Below are 18,425 nucleotides of genomic sequence, written 5' to 3' on the forward strand. Positions count from 1 at the left end.
GAGGGAGGGTTCAAAAAGGCCGTCCAGTCCTGTCCTGAGGCCCCTCGAAGGGAAGGCCGCAGTATTGCTTGCCACGTCCGGTAGGCGTAACCCTTGTTGGCACGCGGAACGTACATGTGGGTACGTGAGCATGGCAAAGGGGCGAGAACGCCGGTGTCGGCTTTTTTCAACCCTCCCACTATTGATAGTCTCCGATTAAACTAAACCCGGCCCAATAGGATGGGTGGGGAAAATCCTTTTTGACGAGGAGTTGCGCTTGCCGCAAGCTTCTGGCTTTATTCGCCGTCACGTAATTCCGGTAAAAATGTTTCATGAGCACCGAGGTGGAGAGATCATCCACCCGCCACAGAGCGGACACCAGGGCATGCGTGCCGGCATAGACAAATGCGCGGTTCAGGCCGATGAGCTCTCCGGCTTCCAGTTTACCCAGGCCTGTTTGGCAGGCGCTCAAGGTCACCAGATCTGCGTTCAATTCCAAACCGAAAATCTCCTTGACGGTCAGTCGGCGGTTTTCGGGGTTTTCTGAAGCCAGCCAGAGTGAGGACAACAGCGGATTGCCCTCATCGAATTCCCCATGGGCCGCTAAGTGGATGATGCCATATCGGGAGATATTCTTCACCACCCATTCCTTGGTGGCCTTTTTTCCGGTCAGAATATCCATGTTGGGATAGTTCCATTTGATGCTTTTGGCCTCCAATTCGGCCAGTGGGAGATCGTAATTAAAATTTCCCAAATCCGGATTTCCGATCGCAAGGACTTTGTCATTTTTGACGGCTTGACGTTTGGCAAACGTGAATTGGAAGACGCTAGCCGAGGGTGCGTAGAAAAGCGGGATCTCATCCACCAGATAGGCCGGACCGTGTTTGAGTGCTGCAAAAGAGAGAAAGTGTAACGGCCCATCGGGAATAATTCCCAAATACTCCAGGTTTTTGATGTCGGCTTCAACCGGTTGAATCAGAGACACATAGAGTTTCTGTAATTCATCATCAACTGGTTCCAGATGCTGAACGAGTTGTCGGTAGCGGGTCACCAGGCGGGTGAGGTCTTCCTCCTTCGCTGATACTGTTTTAAAGATGGTTCGCTCCTTCGTAATGAGCCACAGGTAGAGCTGGTCTTTGGTCAGGAAATAGGTGAGCAGACCCACTCGAGGCGCCAGGAGTTGTTGGACCCCTTCCAGATTGAGCGGATCCACTGAGACAAAACTGCTGAGCGCTGGATTCTGTTGTTTAACTTCCAGGATGGCTTCTTCATACAGGGCCTTTGTATTGCGATACCGTTCCTGAAGGTCGGCCGGGGGTTCCTCATATGATCCCAATTCCGATTTGAGCGAACTCACTGTGGAAGCCATCGTGTTGATTTTTGTCCAGGTTTCCTGATCACCTTCATTTTTGAACGAAAGCTTTTGGTTACCCAGCAGGTCGATAAAACTTCTGGATCGGGAGCGTTCTAAGAAATTAAAGGCGTCATCGGTCCGGTCCATCGTGATGAGCAGGGTGATGATGTCCCGGTACAGATCCAGTTTGTTCGTCTGGAAACTATTGCGAAGTTCATCGATTTTTAGTGCGGCCCGCATGCCTTCCACCACCTCGACGCCTTTGGTAAACCAGGTCAAGGCATCCGGGAGCTTTCCCTCTTCCCGCAACAGCGTGGCCTTGCCCGCTGCCGCGCGCCATTCCACTTCCTTGATGCCGTATCGCTGAGAGATCTCATGCGCCCGCTCGTAATAGCCAAGGGCCTGTTCGGGTCGCAGCAGCGCTTTATTGACGTTGCCCAGTTCCAGCAAGGCCTTGACCCAATTGATGACATTGTTGATCTCGGCGCTGATCTGCTCGGCTTTGAGGAAATGCCCCTCGGCTTCTTCTAACTGTTCCAGGGCCAGTAAGGAGATCCCGATATTCCGATGGTCGTAGCCCAAACCCCATTGGCTCTTGAGGGACTCGTCTAGGGTTTTTGCCTGTTGAAAATAGTCCAGCGCGGTGGCATGGTCGCCCCGTTGCCGGTAGATCAAGCCAAGATTGTTCAGCGAAGACGCTAATTCGGTTTGGATGTTCGACGACCTGCTGAGCGTGACCGCGTCTTGCAAATGCACCAGTCCTTTGTCGGTGTCATTGAGTGTCCAGTAAATCAGCCCGCGGGTATTTTTCACCATAATACGTAATTGCGGGTCTTTGGCCTGTTCGGCTTTTTTGTCGGCCTGGGTTAAGAGTTGAAAGGCCGTTTGATAGTTCCCTTGGAACCAGGCCACATTGGCGAGGTAGAGGTCGCCCGTCGTGAGGAGCTTGGGGTCATCCAGTTCTTGGGCAATGGCCAGGGCCTGGTGGTAGCGTTCCGCGGCCTGGTCGAACAGGCCGACTTTTTCATAAGTCAGTCCCACTTCATACAGCGTTTCGGCTTCGCCCTGCGGATCGCCTTGTTCCTGATACAGCTTCAGCGCGGCTAGAAAGTTTTCCCGGGCTTTTTCGTACCGGCCCAATCGAAGGTAATAAATACGCCCGATTCGACGGTATTGAAAGGCCGTGTGGCCCATTTCCCCGATTTCCTGATACAGGGAAAACGACTGGTTGAATTGTTCCAGGGCTTCCGGATAGGCACCCATGTTTTCACGGACAATGCCCAATGTGGCCATGCCTTCCGCGAGTCGGTCAAGCTCGTCGCCCTGATCCCAAATTTGGTTGGCATGTTCGAGGTGTTGCACGGCGATGTCGAAATGTTCGAGACGGGAATGCAGAATGCCCAAACGATATTCCGCCTCGGCTCGCTTGCTGGCAGGGGTTTCCGCGGTGAGGGAATCCAGCAGCTTCTGTTGAAAGAAGATCCCCTTTTCATAATCGTTGACTTCAAAGGCGGTTTCCACCGCCAGGGTGGTGAGTTCTTTGAAGTCCGGTCGTTTTTTCGCATGCTCGATGAGAGCGAGTGCATGTTCGATGTGCAGGAGGGAGGCGGGAAAGTCTTTGGTCTCAAATGCGTGAATGGCTTCTGCCACTTCCTGGTCGTAGATGGAGGCGGCATATTCCTGACGTTCGTCCGGACCCATGCCGGCAAATCCGTAGTGGCGGAAGGGGTATTTCCCCGTCTCCGATCCCCAGAGATCCTTCGATGCGGCCATGACGGCTTCATCGGGAGGAAGCGTATTGAGATGCGTGAGATATTGATTCAGAAACCTGGTGGAGGTTTGGGAGTCGAGCGGTGTCCGGCTCACAATGACATGAGGAAATCCGGCGCGCAGGAGAGAGGATATCAGCACCCATGGAGAAGGCGACGAGGAGGGGATACCGCCGAAAAGCAGGATCGAATGGTGTTGGCTGCCGGCAAAATCGAGCACGGAAACAAATTCCCGAACATTCTGAGCTTCCTGCACTTCAAAGGCGAAGGTATCCGGATTTTTGAGAAACGCGGCAATGTTGGTGTGGGATGCCAGCGGATGGTCGTGAGCCTCGACCCCGCTAAATTGCTGAAGCACAAATGGAATTTCTCCCGCACTCGAAGGCGTGGAAGGGAGAAACGTGCTCGGGGTGGTGATGTAAGAAAAAAAGAGGCTACGCTGATGATAGCCATTCAGGAAGTCATAGAAGTTGCTGACCCACGTGAGCGGTTTCTGATCGAGTCCCAGTGAAGGGAGGGTGGATTCCAGTTCCTGCGGCATCGCCACATAGGCCGAGGCCGATTGTTTGAGCCGCTTGTGAAATTCTTCATCCCCCGTGACCCCATTTTCCGTGACCACCAGAGGGCTGTAATGGAGCGTATCGCCGTCATGAACAAAGCCATGATAGCCTTGCCTTCCTTTGAGAATTTTCAGGTAGGGATGTGAGGCGTCAACGCCTAAAAATATCAGGTCCTTGGTCGGAGGATAGGCCCAGAAGGACGCCGTGGCCCAGGGATATTCTTCAAACAGGGCATAGAGCGTGTCCTGAAGGGCAGGAGCCAGTTCCTCAATGGCCGCGACGTTTCCGTGATTTCTAGCTTGCCGAAGTTCTCCGAGCAGGGATTGTAACTCCGGTTCATAGTCTCCCAACCCTTTGAGGAAGACGTCCTCTCCCAGTGCTTCATAGACGGCGCTGGTCATTTGTCGAATGCTCAATTGCTCCGCCACGGTAAAGGCGTCGTCGGGCCGGCCTGCTTCAATCAATTGGTCAACCGAGAGCTGAATCAGATGTTCGTATGCAGGCCAGGTGTTGGTCTGACCCGTTGGGGGGTCGGTTTGCGCGGGAAAACGAAGGACAGCCTCAACGGATTGAGTGAGAAGCTTCTTGTGCGTCAGGGGATCAGCGGTTGCTTCGGCCTGAGACAGATACCATAACCAGCTATTGGGCGCTTGCCGGTCTTCCACCAGTTTGAGTAAGTCGTCCTGAATCCGGCGATAGACCTGAGACTCATCCAATGTTCGTGCCAATTCGGCCTGGTTCAACTTCACCAGAAATTGAGCGGGCAGACGTTCGGAATCTGAGAATAGGGTTGGCTTGTGCAGGAGCGACTCGGCCTTTTGATAATACGACCACGGAAGTGTCCTGGTTGTGAACTGTTCATGCATGCGCTGGACGGCATCAGCCGGCTTGAGGCGCTGGTCCGGTGATGGGTCGGGAAGAAGGGACAGGAGCATGGCGGTGTTGGTGAGGGTGAAGAAGAGATTGCGGTCTTCATAGGTTCGTTCCTGGAGATCCTGAATCCCCGAGGTAATGGCCTCCACAAGGCTGTGGTCCGGGGTGTGGCCTTGCAAGAGGCTTTCGACGGCTAATGTCGAAAGATTATAGATGTTGACGCCCGTCCCGAACGGGATATTCAACGTCCGGGTGTAATTCAAGGATTGGCGAAAGGATTCCATCGCCTGCTCAGGTTCATCTAATTGGTGGGAAAGCACTCCCAGCCGGTTCAGGACAATGGCTTTTTCTGTCAGAGCTGCCGCATCCTGGGTAGCCGGCGCCACCTGATTGAGGAGAGCGAGTTTTTTGCGATAAAAATCTCGAGCGGGACCGGGTTCGTCTAATTGCTCATAGGTGCTGGCGATATAACTGAACATGAGCTTTTGTTCGCCCATTTGATCGAACCCGCTGGCCGCTTGAGACCCGCCTTCATTGAGGGCCACATTCACATTGAACAAGCCTGGTCCCTTGGAAAGAGTTTTGCCGCCGCCTGTGGTCAGGTGGTCCAGGCTGGTAAAGTAACTGCCCAAGGCCTGTTTGAGTTCCTCGCGTCCACCGGTTTCGCTGGCGCGGCTCAGGTTAAACAGGTTGACCCCGATATTTCTCTGGAGCAATGTGACATTTTGTTCCTGTCCTAACTCACGGTTCAGGACCAAGGCCCGGGAGAAGGCCTCAATGGCTTTGGCATATTGTCCGATGTCCTGATGGGACAAGCCTATGCGTTCCAGGATTTCGGCTTGCAGGTTGGGTTGCTCGGGAGGCACGTTCCGTAAGGCCAACTGATATTGGACCAACGATTCTTCGGTGCGTCCTGCCTTAAAACAGGCTTCTCCATAATTTTTGCGATAGAGCAATTCGGTGATGGTCTCGCCGGACGGAGCGAATTGCTCCTCACGCTGCCGGTAATGTCGATAAGCTTCGCGGGCATTCGAGAGAGCCAGGTAGGTATTCCCTAAATTCAAGAGTAGTTGCGATTCCACGTCGGAAAAGCGACCGGCATCGTTGATCTCCAACGCGATGCGATACTCCTGCTCGGCCTTCTCAAGGTATCCTTTGTTGCCGGACGTCCGTTCGGTTTGTTCGTAGGCCCATCCCAGGGTTTGATGGACATACCCCAGGGCGGGATCTTTCTTCATGGCGCGTTGGAGGAGGCGGATCACTAACGGGAGGTCGGGCGGTTCGGAATAGGACAATGCCAGGGCCTGGCCATACTGATAGACCGCGTGATCGGGATGGGTTTTGACTAAGGTGGTATACCAGGCCTGGACCTCAGCCGTGTCTTTGAGCATGACTTTGGTTTCAATATACGCCCGATGGGCTTCCACGGATTCGGGATATTGATCGATGAGCTGTTTCAGGGATTTGGCGGCGATGCGGGTCTCCCCGATCTTCCGGTCCTTCAGAGCTTTTTTCACCAATTGTAAAATAAGAAGGCTTTTGGTTCCTTCAAGTTCAGTCTGATTTTCTCCGGGAAATTGACTCAAGGCGGCATAGGTATCCGCCGCTTCCTGGTACCGTTCCGATTCTGAAAGGATGGCGGCCTTTTTCCGATAGGCCTGGATGACGAGTTCGTTGGGAAGATCGGGAACCGGGATAATGAAATCCAGAGTTTCCAGGGCGGACAGTTGTTCTCCCTGTTCGTGATAGAGATCAGCGATGGTTAAACGGGTGGTGGCGATTAAGACGGGAAGGTCAGGATATTGAGGGATCATCCTGTTCAAGGCCGTAATACGCTCACGTTCCGTATCACCCTGTTGGGAAAGCATCACGACCTTTTGGATCGCACGTTTACCCCAGGAGGAACGTTCGCCGAATAATTGGATGACATCCACAAATACACGGATCACATTGGGAGCATCGTCCAGAATCCGGTAGGCTTCCCCTCTGGTAAAGAGACCCTTGGCTCGAATTTCTTTGTTGTCCAGGTCTTCGACTTTGACGAGGTACTCCAAGGCCGTGAGAGGATCGTCCGCAAAGAGGTAGAGCCGTCCGGCTTCAATAAGGGCTTGACCGTACACCTCATCCATGTCCCGGTGCTCTTGTCCGATAGTGAGCAGATCAGACGCGCCTGTGGTGACTAACCGGCGTCGTGCCGCGGAGCTGATGCCCTGAGCCTGTTCCCGGACACGCAAGACGATGGTATAGATTCTGGCCAACGCGCCGGTCCGGCCCGGTTGGCTGGTGTAGGGCTCCAAAGATTGGCGGGCCGCAAGAAAATTTCCCTCCTGTGTCTGTGTCTCGGCAAGGGAAAAATCAAATTCCGCTCGTGCGTCAGGAGGTTGCTCTGCCAACAGATTGTGAGAAATGTTCCCGAGGACCAGGAGCGCGAGATCCAGTTGCCCGTGGTCCTGATACGAGGCGACCAGCGATTTGGCATGATCGAGGTCGACATAATCCCTGAGAAACGCAGGGATGTCCATCCGGAAAATATCTCCGGCTTTCAAATCGGAGTAATAGAGAAAATCCCCGGACACGGCAGGGTAAATATGAAAATTATGCGCCGGAGTGATCCGATATATGTTGGGGAGCTCAGCCTGCTGCGGTCCCCAGAGTCTCATCCAAACGGAGGATTCATCATCGGTGTCAATCAGCCCGTCATCGTTGGTGTCCCGGTCATATCGGGTAAACACCAGGTGACGATCCGTGGTGAGGTCAGAGGGGTTGTGGTCCAAGGCAGGCCAGAGATCCAGAGCATGGCTGTCCTGGTCAAAGGAGGTGAAGCTGTTGTCCTGAAGATCCAATAAGGTCAAATGGGCACCAGTGGAATACAGGAGCTGTCCCTGACCGTTCACAGAAAAGCTGGTGGCTTGGGCCACGACCAATTCTTCCGAATGGTTTTTGAAAGATTTCCGGTAGATGGCGGAGGTGTTTTGGAGCGGATCACTTTTGAGATAGAAAAATCCGTGTTCTTCTTGATCCCATTGAGGAGACCCATCCCCGCTGGTTAAATCCGTCAGTCGTTGCTCCTCACGGGTAATGAGATCCAGGAGGTACACATCGCCACGGGGATCGGACTTATGCGACACATACAAGAGTCGGGTCCCATCCCGGTTCACGGCCGGTTCCTGATCGCTGGCCGGGTGAGTGGTCATTTGCCTGGGAAGTGTGAGGGCGGCACTCTTGAGGGTTTGGACCCAGATATCCGAATTTCCTGAACGAGTAGAAACGAATGCAAGCGTTTGTCCATCCTTGGAAACAGACGGTTGATAATCCAGGGCCGGGTGAGTGGTCAGTCGTTCAGGTGTCGCAGCGAGAGCGGGTAGGGAGGAGCACAGGAATCCGATCAGGCCGGTGAAGGCTATCAGGCCGAATAGGGTTTCGTGAAAATGAAACGATCTTCTCTCTTTTCTTCCTAAGGTGCTCTCTTGAGCTTCCTGGGAAGGGTGAGAAAGGTGTCCATCTCGCAAACTGGAGTCTTGAGTTAGGGTGTGGCGTCTTTTTGAGTCCATGTCCCATTGTCCAGTTGGATTCGTTCTCCCTTGAGCGCCTTATCCCGGTTGAGTGCGGCAAACATTTTGTGGACTCGTGGTAATTCTGAGGGTGACAGGGTCTCGTTGGTCTCAATGATCCGGCTCATGATCGCGAGACGATCCTCATTTTCTTCTTTAATCAGATTTTCCACAAACGCTCGATCGTCCGGTTGGACTTTTTCCGGCTCCAGGAGGGTGACACCACCTTCATTGTTTTCACCAATAATACCCAATGATTTATAGCGATTGAGATCATCTTTGTTAAACGACACTCGTTGGAGGGCACGCACAACGTCTTTTTTCCCTGGAGGAAGTTCCTGGGTCTGTTTCAATTTTCCCTTCGGATCGATATAGCGAACGGAGGCCACCAGCATAACTTGCTGATTAAGTTCTTGATACGTGCCCAGCACCTGGTTTTCCAAAGCCGTGCGTTCATCCACCACGGTCACACCTACCAAGGGACCGCCACAGGCTGTAAGGAATGCAACAGGGAGGATCATCAAGATCAAGAAGATTGGGCGAAAAAAGAGCGTGTGCACAGAAGGGTAAGGGGATATTCGGGGATAGGACATAACTAATCGGCTCCTAAAGAGGGTAGGGTCTTCTTTATCTTATCAAATTCCTGAAAGCTGCTGAAGAAAAATCTCCAAATGGTCATCCTGATCCAGATTCATGTCATCCTGAGTAAAGCGAAGGATCTGTGCCAGTTCCGCCGGGCCTTGGCTTAGCCTGACATACAAACAATGAATGCGGCGGGATTGGGCGTTGATCGTCCCTCCCTCAATCTTGTCATTCTGAGCGAAGCGAAGAATCTGTGCCCAGCTCACCCGGCCCGTGGCTTGGCGAGATGCTTCGTCTTCAGCTCAGCATGACACCGATACGGTGGGCCGGTCATTATCCAGGCTCTCTGCTTTGTCATCCTGAGCGAAGCGAAGGATCTGTGCCCAGCTCACCCGGGCCATGGCTTGGCGAGATGCTTCGCGTGACTCAGCATGACAACGAATATGTGGGCCGGTCATTATCCAGTCCCCTGGCTTGGTCATCCTGAGTGAAGCGAAGAATCTGTGCCCAGCTCACCCGGCCCATGGCTTGGCGAGATGCTTCGCGTGACTCAGCATGACAACGAATATGTGGGCCGGTCATTATCCAGTCCCCTGGCTTGGTCATCCTGAGTGAAGCGAAGGATCTGTGCCCAGCTCAACCGGGCCATGGCTGAGCCAGATGCTTCGCCTTCAGCTCAGCATGACAACGAATATGTGGGCCGGTCCTTATCCAGTGTCTCTGCTTTGTCATCCTGAGTGAAGCGAAGGATCTGAGCCCAGCTCACCAGGTCCATGGCTTGGCGAGATGCTTCGCCTTCAGCTCAGCATGACAACATTGTGGGCCGGTCATTATCCAGTCCCCTGGCTTGGTCATCCTGAGTGAAGCGAAGGATCTGTGCCCAGCTCAACCGGGCCATGGCTGAGCCAGATGCTTCGCCTAGCTCAACATGACAACCTATGAAATATCCCAATCCGTGGAAAGATCTTCCCATTTGGGGTTGACCGTGGCAATCAATTCCAACTTCTTTGTACGCGTCCAACCTTTGAGCTGTTTCTCGCGAGTGAGTGCCGCGTGAATATCCCGAGTTTCTTCGAAGTACAATAATCGTGTGATGCGGTATCTCGATGTGAAATGACTGCCTTGTCCCTGTCTGTGTTCATAGATTCGACGGGTGAGATCATTGGTGACACCGGTATATAGTGTGCCGGTTCGGTTTGTCATGATGTACACATAATACTGTTTCATCTGTTAACTGAGCCTCTCGCATTGTCATCCTGAGTGAAACGAAGGATCTGAGCCCAGCTCCACCGGCCCAGGGCTGAGCCAGATGCTTCGCCTTCAGCTCAGCATGACAAGATAAGAGGATTGTCTTTTTATTGAAGCACGAGCTCCCCTTCGGGAGTGAACGAATAGGATTCGGCTCCGATCAATTCCAATATCTTTGCTATGTCTTCCCAATTGGGAATGGCAGCGGTGAGTTTTTCAATGTTTTTCATTTTGGCGATCGGGATGCGCTCCAATCGAAAGGTGGGGATCAGGCTGCCTTGGAAGTGGATCGTCAGATTCAATTGCCCTCTGGCCACTTCCACCATCACCCGCGATGGATTCGCGAACTTCAGTTGGGAGCGAACATTGGAGATCGTCGGTTTGCTTCCCTCCGGGTCCAGGAACACGAGGAGGCGATCCAGCGCTTCGTTTCCAATGTGCGTAATATACAGGTTGCATTCTAACCGGCTCAAATCAACGGCTCCCGTGGTTTCCTGCAACATGGTTGTGAGTCCAATGGTTGCGGCAATGCTGCTATCCCCTCTGATTTTGGATTCCGTCTGGATGAGTCGGTTGGCATCAAGATTCGCCACTTCAAACTCCGCCGATAGACGCAGGGGACGTTCAGCGGCAATGATGACATTTCCCCCAATGCCTCCACCCAACACATTCATGGCGAGATTTTGCATTTTCAGGGACTGTTGCTCAAACGCCAAATTCGTGGAGAGGTTTTCGACCGTGAATGACCCGAGCTGAAGACGATCAATGGTGAGGGTCTGCCCTTTCCGGGAAAACGATTTGAGCTGGGCAATACGGTCGGACGGTTGAAATGGCTTTTTCGGTGGAGACGGGTGCCCTTCCGGTTTCCAGGCCAGTGATTTTCTGAGCTGTATCCCACCGTTCATGTCACGGAGTTCCGTGCCATTCCGCGTCAAGGAGAGAGTTTCGGACCCGATTTCCACAGAGGCGTCCAGACTGCCTTGTTCTTTTTTGAGCATGGACAGGGTGACCAGAGCCTTGCCGTCTCCCTTTATCCCCAAGGGTTGCAAGGCTTCTTGGAAGGTCTCCACATCCAGAGCCAGTCGGGTGTGCAGTTGGGCAAAGAGTTTTGCCAATTGAGCGCCACGAGGCGAGCTGGAGGACAACAGCTCACGCAAGCCCACCAAGGTGCTCTTCATAGAAAGGTCGACTCCCGTTGATGTCACATGGATCGGGTCAATCTGGACTTCATTGAGATCCGGAGACGACAGATTCACGTGCACAGAAGTGTTGGCTAATTCTCTGATCGGGAGGGTGTCCGGCAGGTTAATCCGATTGAGCGTGACATCCGTCGTGAGTTGGGTTTGAGGCGTGGCTCGTGGCGAATAGGCCATGGTCATGGTGCCGTTGCCTCCCTGAACCCGATATCCCGAGACAGCCCCCTCAAGATCCCGCAGCGTGAGTTTCCCATTGACTCCCAACGGAAGAGTCAATTTCTTGAGATCATCTTCCTGGGGAACCTTACCCGCCGCTCGCAGAGTCAGACTGATCCGTCCTTTTGGATTGATTTCATCTACTCCCTTCATGAGCGGTCCCGACAGATGTGGGAGAAGGTTACCGACATGGAGAAGGGGTAGCTGCAGATCTACGTCAAATTGTTGGTTCGCCTGCTGATACCGGGCTTTCATTCCCATATTTAATATTTCTTCGCTGGTCAGTCGCAGACTCTCCAGTAAATAATCCTGTTTGAACACATCTTCCTTAGTTTTTAAGGACAGTCTGATTGAGGGAAGGGTGGCCGTCAGGGAGGGATCCTGGTAGATCAGGTTGCCGAGCGTGACCTGGAGCTGGTCTTCCGAGCGAAGACTCGTGGGTTGATAGGTCGGCGAGAGATGGCCTTGAAAGTTAGATTTCAGGATCACATGGCTGGTTCCGATTGTCATCGTATCAGCCGCATGGAGGTCAGAGAAATTTGACGAAAAGCCGACCGTTCCCTGAATCGCACCATTGGTTTCCTGATAGCCCGAAGAAAGCAGGAAGGTTAGTTGGTGCATGGTGCCTTCTGCACCGAAGGGTTTCAGTTGAGCCTGAAGAGAGGACAGCTTGAGCGCCGCCGTCGCTTTTGCCCATTCGGGACGGAAATCCGGATGAAGTGCCCCGGTGGCGTGCAGCACAAAGGTATCCGGTTCGGATCCTTTCCGGAGAATAAGTCCTTGCAGCCGGTCCTTGGGGATGAGGGAGAGTAAGGCGTTAATCTTTGGTGACAGACGAAGTTTCAGCGAGGCATCCATGCCTTCCTTCGGGGCAGGATGAGGTTGAATTACACCGTTCATCTGCAAGGTCGCATAAGGGCTAAGGTCTGCGTTCAGATGCTTCACCTCTATGTGACGGGTGTGATGATTGCCACTGGTATCGAGGGTCACGGCAAAAGGAAGAGTGAAAGGCGTGCCAAGTAGGTCGCCGGGGAATCCTGTGGTGCCGGAGATCTGCAGGTTTCCCGAAAAGGGTCCGGAGGCCTGGTAGTCGCTCTGGAGACTCAACCCAAAGTTTTGTATTCCATAGGCTTGAAAAGTCACATCATGAATAGAAAGTTTCGCCGAGACGTTTCCCATCAAGGGGACGTTCTCCTTGATCTGAAGTCTTTTGGCAGCGAATGCCAGATCTGTCGGTCCCACGGTCAGGGCGTGGCCTGGTAGATGCAATTTAACATTTTTCCCGTCTAATCCCGCGTGGATGGTCCCCTCAAATCCGGAGTCGAGAAGTGAGCCGGTGAGGGTGAATGAGGGAGACAGATTTCCCCCCATTGAAGCCGTGGCCAAATCCGGCGGTACAAAATCTTTGGCGAGGGCCATAATTTTTCCGAGGTCAAGATCCGTATCAGTAAGAGAAAGATTCACAGCTTTTTGGGTTAAGAATTCGTTGATTGTTCCGGCAAGTGTGAGACGAAGGGCCGGATCGGATTCAATGGTGAGCTGTTTCAGGTCAAGATGTTGAGTCGGAAGATGAATCGCAGTGTCAAACTTCACGACCAGCGGCAGTTGAATGTGTTTCCCTTGAAGCGCCACCGCGACTTGCTCAACCTGCAACATGCCGTTGAGAAGGGCATCATCCGATGAAATGGCCCCCGAACTCTGGAGATTCAGATTGGTGAGGTTCACGGTGAGGTCGGGCGATACCATAAGCCGGATATTGCTCTCGATAATCTTAAGGGTTTCCAGATCAATCGAGACAGGGAGCGTGGGAAGTGCTGCCGGTTCAGAAGATGGTGGGGGAGGTGGTTCCGCTGGGGCCTTCGTGAGTTCAGGCAGATTGAGTGATATGTCTGCCTGATCGATGGAGATTTCATTGATGGTGAAGGTGCCCTTCAGCAGTCCCAAAAGGCTGTAATCCAAGGTCAGGTGTTCGAGTGTGAGAGGGGTTTGTCCCGGCTTGGTCAATTCCAACTGACTGACTTGAAGGCCGGTCAGCAGATTAAACGAAAGGGAGTGGATTCTGACCGTTCCTTGGAGAACCTCGGAAAGACGAATTTCCAGCTCTTGCCGGACCATGTCTGAAGGAAACCAGTAGGTCAGTAACAGACCCGCACAAAGAAGAAGGGCCAACATCCCCAGGCCTAACCAGGCAAACCATTTTAAACGTTTTCTTGAACGTGGTGGCTTTGACGACGGAGGTATGTCTTGTTGGGGGGTATCGGAAGACATGGAAGAGGGGGAATCCTATTGCCAGAAAGCGTTGAGACCTTTTTCGTTATTGGAGGTAAAACAGATCATACAGAATACCTGATTCTGGTATTACACCTTTATTATGTGTATCGGGAATTCATTTTGGAATTTGTCAGACAAAAGGTGTCGGGAGGTGAACGTATCGCACTGGTGTCACCAATTTTCGTGTCATCGTGCTTTTCCCTCCCTCAGACCAGACGGCAGGCGTCGAACCCTGGGAAGACGAACATCTCGGTTACTCTCATAAAAGAGGGAGGAACCCTATACTTCGTATGATCCGATAACGCTCCAATTCTCCGGAGTGTCAATTACCTAAGAGTTTAGTCAACTTCATGTCTTAAATAAAGGAATGGAATTTTTCTAGGGATACTTGATTGGGGATTTCTGAATGCGAGGGTAACGGGCAAGACTCGGGACACACAGAGAGGAACGGAAGTTGAAGATTAGTGGTTGGGTAGAATTAGTTTCCTTTGATAATCCGGTAGGCAAAAAGGAGCAGAAAGGATCCACCCACGGCAATGCCAAAACTTGGCAGATTAAATCCGGTGACCTCGCCATAGCCAAAGTAGGTGCTGATCAATCCTCCCACCATTGCGCCGGAGATTCCAATCAGGATGGTGATGAACATTCCACCAGGGTCTTTTCCCGGCATGATGATCTTTGCCAGGACTCCTGCCATGAGGCCGAATACGATCCAGGAAATAATGCCCAACGAAGACCCTCCTTGTGATCAGGATGACCCACAGTATGCGCCACTCGCCGACCTATTGGTGGACAGTGCGAGTGACAGGTTGAGATGGGCAATGGCGCAAATTGTTATGACTTATCTTTTTCCATTGAGGCGATAAATGAATCGGCTTCCTTAATAGAGGCATTCAATTCTTTAATGAGGGAGGCGATATTGCCTTCCACGGAGACCAATTCACTCTTTAATGACGCGATCGTTTCTGCATTCAGATTGTGTTTGAGGAAGAGGACCTGATCTTTAAACTTGACCAATACCGGATCCATTTTCGATTCGGCACGTTTCATGGCTTTAATCAGTTGAGCATATTGAGCCCGAGTCTGTGTGAGTTGCTTTTGGCTGTTCTTCCGCAAGGCCGGGCTGGAGTATTCTTTAAGTTCAGCGGCCCATTCATCAAATAAGGCTTCCGAGACATCTTCCACCGACGCGATTCGATCTCGAACCGCCTGGGCTTTGGCTTCGCTCCGTTCGTATTCCGCATTTAGGACCTCGTATTTCTCCTGTAACTCACCGCCCTTGATATTCAGGGTTGTGGTGAAGCGGTCCAGCGCCGACTTGAATTGTTCTTTGGCGTCCTCTTGAGCGTCACGGGCTTTTTCCACATCGGACACCATCAAGTCGCGCTTGTGATAGCCGATCTTCTCCATGGCATCATAATAGATGCTCTGGCAACCAAACGTGCTCAGACTCAAGAGGATGATTCCCCATGTCAGGTAAGGAAAGAGTCTGCGAGAACCTACTGGAGAATATTGAGGGTACATCATGTCATCCTTGTGCAAATGGTTTATATTCATTGGCCCAATCATCAGGTTGTCGACGGGCCGGGCTTCAAGACCTTTTCCAGAAGACCCTTCATGGAATCCCCGCCTTGATTCTGGACAAAGGAAAGGACGATCGGGACAAACTTTCCAATCATATCAGGGCTTAATCCAAGTTGCGAAAACCCGCTTGCCAAATTGGCGAGATTTCCCAATCCCCCCACCTTTTCACCTAACCCCCCGGCTCCGAGTGAAGCGGCGATTCCTCCTAATGCTCCCATCATGCCGCCCCCCGCAGAGGCTGCCGGGGAGGTAGGGGGAGCTGCTCCTAAGAGGTCCTTGACCCCTGGAACCTTCTGGGCGAGCTGTTGAAACTCGCCTGAGCCCAATTTTTCTTTCGCGAGGTTGAATAGGAGACCGGCGCCGCCTTTGGCTTGGCCTTCATTGATGTTCAAACTGCTGACTAGTTGTTGAATCAATTCCATGGCAAGACCTCCTGATAAACAATCGAATACATGAACACGCGGGTGAAAGGTGAGTGAGGGGTGGGCCGATCGCTTTTACTTCAGTCGATTATTGATGCTGAAGCATCAGCCGTACACGATAGGATACGGGATGTGCCGCTTCAAAAGAAACCCGAATCGCCAAATCATTAGTTGGAAAATTTTTGGGGGTTAAAGCCACGCTGGAGTCTGGTAGTCGCTGGTGTCAGTCCAAAACGGGACCCACGCCAAAGACACCAATTTAGTGGAAATGTTCGACTTTTTGGGGCGCACATTGAGAGTCTCCAGGGGAATGGTTTCAACATCCCACTGAGCGGTTAGGGACTGAATTTCTTCTTGGAGCTCCGCCTCTAAAGCAGCCAATTGTTGGTGAAGGGCGTCCACGTTTTCCTCTGCACGGTCCACATCCTTGCCCTCTTTCATGGTTCGGCTCATGCCTCGAACGGCAGATGTGGCCTGACCCATCGAGGATCGGCTGACGGTTTTTCGGCCCATGAATACCGACAAGAGAGTCGCGCCGATGGAAATTACTGTTTGGAGCTTTTGTTGTTTGGCTTGCTCGGATTCACGTTGAACGGCCTGTTCGGCCCGCCGGATTCGATCTTCGAGAGTCGTCATTTTCCCGGCATATTTTTTTCGGAGTGCGTCGGTCTCTTCATCCCGACGTTCGCGGACGAGCTGTTGTAATCGAAGGCGGAAGTCACGTTCCGATTCATGTGGGCCCGAAGTCACCCCTAACGAGGCATTTCTAAAGATGTCCAAGGTTTGTGTCCGGTAGACCCAATCCTCAAAATCCTTTTCCCAGCCCTTATAGGATTTTGCCTGGCTGGCGACGCCCGGTAGTTCCCCGAACTGTGCTCCGTCAGCAGGATATGTATTCAAATCGGCAGGTGGAATATCGAGAGGATCTGCTTGATCCCAATGGACCGGTACGGCGCCGGTGGTTATCACGACAAGGGCTTGGACCTCACGGACTTCATCCAATTTCGTTTTGGCATCCTGGTAATGGACCGATGTGGCACCATAGAGCCTTGGGTGATAGATGAGTGAGGCGCCTGCGGGCCTCGTTCTCCGAATGGGCAAAAAATGTTGGCGGATGTCCGGAGGAAGAACCGGTGGATGCGTGGTGCCGTCTTTGGAAGGTGTTCCGGCAGAAGACTGAGACGCGGCGGCTAGGGTTTTTTTGGAGGGGGATGACGCTGCAGAGCCGGACAGCCCAGCTTTTACCGGATCCATCAAGGTTTTGATTTGCGTCCGGGTTAACGGCCCTCGAAGATAGGACAATGCCCAACGGGTCTCAAAAATTTCCGGCCCGTCGTCATGGACGTTGTTCATGAGAAACACCCGGTTCCCGAGGCCGGAGATAATCTGCTCCATCTTCTGGCGATTGAAGTTTCCTTGACTGTTGGCCGCGGCGCCTTCCAATCCATCCAATACGCGGGCCATGTCCCGTTCAGTCTGGAGTCGTCCGATAAACCACGTTCCCGTATTGCCCAATCCTTTGTAATCCAGGTCAACCGGGTTTTGAGTCGCGAGCACGACGCCCAGGCCATAGGCTCGAGCCTGTTTCAACATAGTCAGCATCGGAGCTTTGGATGGTGGATTTTTGATCGGAGGAAAGAAGCCAAAGACTTCATCCATGTAGAGCAGTGCGCGCAGACTGGTGGTGCCCGATTGGTTTCGCATCCAACTGACCATTTGAGTGAGCAGGAGACTGACAAAAAACATACGCTCAGTATCATTCAGGTGTGCGATGGAAAAAATAGCGATGCGGGGCTTGCCGGTTGGGGAATGCAAAATCTGATCGATATCCATCGGCTGGCCCTCCAGCCATGCAGAAAACCCTGGTGCTCCCAATAAATTATTAAAACGCATGGCCAACGCGAAGCGATCCTTCGAGGAAAAAACCGATTCCAGATCCATCACGCCCAACTTGGAAAACGGCGGGGTTTGAATCTGTTGGATGAGCGAGGAAAGCGTGAGGTCCTGTCCGGCTTCCCAGGAGGTTTTCAGGACATTGGCCAGCAGAATATGTTCGGGGCTTTGCAGGGGGTCGGCATCCAGACCAACCAGATTCAGTAAGCTGGTCGCCGTAATGCCCACCCGGTCCCCTAAGAGTTCTGCGTCTTCAAGAATCTTGGGGGAAGGCACGGCAAACGATTGGAGAATGGACACAGGAAGTCCAGCCGTGCTCCCAGGAGTATAGACCAAAAATTCCGCGGCTTCACGGAGTTTCGCGATTCTGGCTCCATCCTGCCCCCAGGCCTCCAACCCCGATTTCCATTTGGCCGCTTCCTTGTCCGCGAATGCTTCCGGTGTGAGGGCTTTTTTCTTTGCATCATCTGGATTGATCCAGGGAAGAAAATCGCTGCCATGGAGCTCAGGAAAGGTTAATAAGAGATTGGCGATATCGCCTTTGGGGTCAATGATGATGGCAGGGACATTGTCGATCGCGGCTTCTTCCAAGAGGCCAATACACAAGCCGGTTTTGCCGCTACCCGTCATGCCGACACAGACCGCGTGGGTGACCAGATCTTTCGAGTCATAGAGGAGGAGGCCGGGTTTTGCTGACTTGGTGGCGAGGTCGTATGGCCTCCCTAAATAAAACACCCCGAGCTTTTCAAAATCAGACATGGTCAGCCACTCCCTTCGTTCACTTGCAAATAGAAGTTCCCTGGTTAAAAATGGGTGAGGGAAACTTCCTTCCTGGTTATCCTTTTTTAGGCACTGTAGCCCTGAGCGCGGATTGCCCTGAGCCAGGGATACGATACCAAAGTAGCCAGGACCGTCGCATTAGCTAAG

The 18,425-nt window shown here is 52.6% G+C and carries 9 protein-coding genes; all 9 read right to left on the bottom strand.

Annotated features, from left to right (window positions below; all coding sequences use genetic code 11):
- Positions 1-178: 178 nt before the first annotated feature.
- Positions 179-8,086, bottom strand: a complete 7,908-nt coding sequence (locus LX98_RS02410; RefSeq protein WP_496427378.1) for a CHAT domain-containing protein — start codon at positions 8,084-8,086, stop codon at positions 179-181.
- On the bottom strand, positions 8,059-8,679 hold the full coding sequence (locus LX98_RS02415; RefSeq protein WP_496427379.1) for a DUF1318 domain-containing protein: 621 nt from the start codon (positions 8,677-8,679) through the stop codon (positions 8,059-8,061). Before LX98_RS02415 ends, LX98_RS02410 begins: the two co-directional genes overlap by 28 nt.
- Positions 8,680-8,721: 42 nt before the next feature.
- Positions 8,722-8,934, bottom strand: a complete 213-nt coding sequence (locus LX98_RS02420) for a hypothetical protein (RefSeq protein WP_496427380.1) — start codon at positions 8,932-8,934, stop codon at positions 8,722-8,724.
- A gap of 670 nt (positions 8,935-9,604) precedes the next feature.
- A complete protein-coding gene (locus LX98_RS02425; RefSeq protein ID WP_496427381.1) occupies positions 9,605-9,895 on the bottom strand; it encodes a GIY-YIG nuclease family protein in 291 nt (96 codons plus the stop codon).
- Between the two features lie 128 nt (positions 9,896-10,023).
- Positions 10,024-13,596, bottom strand: coding sequence for an AsmA family protein (locus LX98_RS02430; RefSeq protein WP_496427382.1), 3,573 nt, complete (start codon positions 13,594-13,596; stop codon positions 10,024-10,026).
- Between the two features lie 481 nt (positions 13,597-14,077).
- Positions 14,078-14,329 carry a GlsB/YeaQ/YmgE family stress response membrane protein gene (locus tag LX98_RS02435; protein ID WP_312647020.1) on the bottom strand — a complete coding sequence of 84 codons (252 nt, stop codon included), beginning with the start codon at positions 14,327-14,329 and terminating at the stop codon, positions 14,078-14,080.
- A 104-nt stretch (positions 14,330-14,433) separates the two neighbouring features.
- The gene (locus LX98_RS02440; RefSeq protein ID WP_496427383.1) at positions 14,434-15,126 is read right to left on the bottom strand and encodes a DUF2959 family protein; all 693 of its coding nucleotides are present in this window, start codon (positions 15,124-15,126) and stop codon (positions 14,434-14,436) included.
- 41 nt (positions 15,127-15,167) lie between these two features.
- Positions 15,168-15,605: a DUF2780 domain-containing protein gene (locus tag LX98_RS02445; RefSeq protein ID WP_496427384.1), complete on the bottom strand. Its 438-nt coding sequence runs from the start codon at positions 15,603-15,605 to the stop codon at positions 15,168-15,170.
- Between the two features lie 189 nt (positions 15,606-15,794).
- Entirely contained in the window at positions 15,795-18,257 is a 2,463-nt protein-coding gene (locus tag LX98_RS02450; RefSeq protein ID WP_496427385.1) for a helicase HerA domain-containing protein, read from the bottom strand.
- Positions 18,258-18,425: the final 168 nt, after the last annotated feature.

This window comes from Nitrospira marina, assembly GCF_059568365.1.

What these genes read in the sequence shown, in the direction of transcription:
- LX98_RS02445 (WP_496427384.1), bottom strand. Translation starts at nt 15,605, where the DNA reads ATGGAATTGATTCAACAACTAGTCAGCAGTTTGAACATCAATGAAGGC.
- LX98_RS02410 (WP_496427378.1), bottom strand. Translation starts at nt 8,086, where the DNA reads ATGGACTCAAAAAGACGCCACACCCTAACTCAAGACTCCAGTTTGCGA.
- LX98_RS02430 (WP_496427382.1), bottom strand. Translation starts at nt 13,596, where the DNA reads ATGTCTTCCGATACCCCCCAACAAGACATACCTCCGTCGTCAAAGCCA.
- LX98_RS02440 (WP_496427383.1), bottom strand. Translation starts at nt 15,126, where the DNA reads ATGATGTACCCTCAATATTCTCCAGTAGGTTCTCGCAGACTCTTTCCT.
- LX98_RS02450 (WP_496427385.1), bottom strand. Translation starts at nt 18,257, where the DNA reads ATGTCTGATTTTGAAAAGCTCGGGGTGTTTTATTTAGGGAGGCCATAC.
- LX98_RS02425 (WP_496427381.1), bottom strand. Translation starts at nt 9,895, where the DNA reads ATGAAACAGTATTATGTGTACATCATGACAAACCGAACCGGCACACTA.
- LX98_RS02415 (WP_496427379.1), bottom strand. Translation starts at nt 8,679, where the DNA reads ATGTCCTATCCCCGAATATCCCCTTACCCTTCTGTGCACACGCTCTTT.